Source organism: Thermovirga sp., assembly GCA_012523215.1.
Taxonomy (GTDB): domain Bacteria; phylum Synergistota; class Synergistia; order Synergistales; family Thermovirgaceae; genus 58-81.
Genome location: JAAYIZ010000272.1, coordinates 1 through 2,156, shown reverse-complemented (window position 1 = coordinate 2,156; position 2,156 = coordinate 1). Strand labels below are relative to the sequence as shown.

The window sequence follows — 2,156 nt, the reverse complement described above, 5'->3', positions numbered from 1 at the left end:
TGAACACCCCACCGTGCCTGCATGACATCCTGCTGCGCTATGGAGGTCGGTAGGCCGGTAGAAGGACCTCCGCGCATGACATCGACGACCACGATAGGTATTTCGGCCATATAGGCGAACCCTAGGTTTTCCTGCTTGAGCGAAAAGCCAGGACCGGAGGTGGCCGTCATTGCCTTGAAGCCTGCCACGGAACCTCCGATCGCGGCGGCTATCCCGGCGATCTCGTCCTCCATCTGGATGAACCTGCCGCCATGGGCGGGCAGCTCCGCCGCCATTACCTCGGCTATCTCCGATGAAGGTGTTATAGGATAACCTCCGAAAAAACGACAACCCGCGGCAAGTGATCCATGGGCGATAGAAGCATTCCCTTGCCAGAATTCAACTCTTGGCATTGTCCGCACTCCCCTCAACGGTGATCGCCAGATCGGGGCAAATGTTCTCGCACTGCCTGCAACCGATGCAATCCTCCATCCTCGCCGGAATGGATTTCAAGTTCTCGTCGAAATCAAACACCTTAGTGGGACACACAGCGAGACACAACCCGCAGCCCTTGCACCAATGAGGGTCCACCGTTACCGTAAATTTTTTCGGCAAGCAATTCACCTTCCTCCAAGACGTTCGACACAGGCATCCTTTGACCAAAACCATTATGCCATCTTGTGAGGCCCGGTACAAGACATATTTATATCTATATATTGAATATTGCATTACAAATCATAATTTACCGTCAAGTAAAGACAATTCTTTTCGATGCGCTCCAATTGGTACGGTCCATCCGGCCAGGTAAAGGCATCATCGTTAAACGACCGCCGGTTCGACCAATAGTTCTCCCCTCTCAAATCGCTTGTAATGAAGCATCCCGATGGGAATCGTGGGTTTCTGGCCCAGAATCTGCTGGGCAAGCAGTTCCCCCGATATGGGACCGAACATAAAACCATGCCCCGAATAGCCGCAGGAGAGGAAAAACCCTTTTACGTCATCGGATTCGCATAAAATTGGTTGGCAGTCTGGAGTCATGTTGTAGAGCCCCGACCATTGCCTGGCAACCCTGATGCCCCTGGTCCTGGGGAGGAGTTTTACGAAGGTCCTTGACATCGACTCGAGGAAATTCCAGGAAGTCCCGAGGCCGTAATCTTGGGGGTGTCCCTCGGGGCTGCACCCCCCGATCATTGAGCCGTTGGGTCTCTGCTGGATGTAGAAGTTTCCAGAAAAGCTTATCAGCATTGGTGGGCAGACGCCCGGTTCGACGGGCTCGGTGATAAGAATCTCGTGCCTTTCCGAGAAATTGGGGATCTCCACGCCGGCCATTTTCGCTACTTGTTGGGCATACCCACCAGCGGCGTTGACCACGACCGGGGCATCGAAATCTCCCCTATTGGGCTTCACTCCCTTGACACGACCCGCGACGGCTTTGATGGCCTTGACTTCCGTGAAACGTAGGAATTTCACGCCAAGTCTCCTGGCCGCCTCCATGTAGGCAAAGGTGGTCAGGAACGGGTCAGCGTGGCCGTCCCTGTCATGGAAAGTGAATCCAACGGCATCCTCGGCGGACAACCCCGGACATATCTCCCTGGCTTCAGCGTAGGAAACTACCCTGGTGTTGATGCCGAGGCTGTTTTGAAGCCTCATGCTTTCCTTTAGACGTTCGAATTCGCTGTCCCTGTAGGCTACCACCAGGTATCCCCCCTGGTGGAGGCCGCAATCCATACCCAATTCTTCTTGCAATCGCTCGAACTTCTCTATCGCCGCAAGGCCGAATCGGCAGTTCATCTCCGTGCCCCACTGGGCCCTTATACCGGCGCCGCATCTTCCGGTCGATCCTGAACAGATAGTGTCTTTTTCGAGGACTACGACATTCCTGAGTCCGGACTTCGCTATATTGTAGGCAATAGAACAGCCCTGGATCCCGGCGCCGATCACAACGACATCGGCAATTCTCTTCAGGGTCATTACTCGTCACCAATCTCCGCAAGGAGTGACAATTTTACCGGTTTGGACGGAGGCCGGAACGTGCCGGGGTGGATTTCGGAGACAGGCCTTCCCGTTTTCGCTGATAACTCCCTGAGGATAATTTCGCGGCATCCTCTCCCCTGGCACGGTCCCATGCCCACTCGGAGAACTCTTTTTAATTCATCAAAAGTTTCGTAACCCTTGTT

4 protein-coding genes are annotated in these 2,156 nt (G+C 54.1%); all 4 read right to left on the bottom strand.

The features are described 5' to 3' along the window. The coding region (locus tag GX108_07450) for a 2-oxoacid:acceptor oxidoreductase subunit alpha (GenBank protein ID NLO56867.1) at positions 1–392 on the bottom strand (392 nt) is incomplete at its 3' end. Then, positions 379–594 carry a 4Fe-4S binding protein gene (locus GX108_07445; GenBank protein ID NLO56866.1) on the bottom strand — a complete coding sequence of 72 codons (216 nt, stop codon included), beginning with the start codon at positions 592–594 and terminating at the stop codon, positions 379–381. The genes GX108_07450 and GX108_07445, both read right to left, overlap by 14 nt. Positions 595–798: 204 nt before the next feature. After that, a complete protein-coding gene (locus GX108_07440; protein NLO56865.1) occupies positions 799–1,950 on the bottom strand; it encodes an FAD-binding oxidoreductase in 1,152 nt (383 codons plus the stop codon). After that, the coding region (locus GX108_07435; protein NLO56864.1) for a (2Fe-2S)-binding protein at positions 1,950–2,156 on the bottom strand (207 nt) is incomplete at its 5' end. The genes GX108_07435 and GX108_07440, both read right to left, overlap by 1 nt.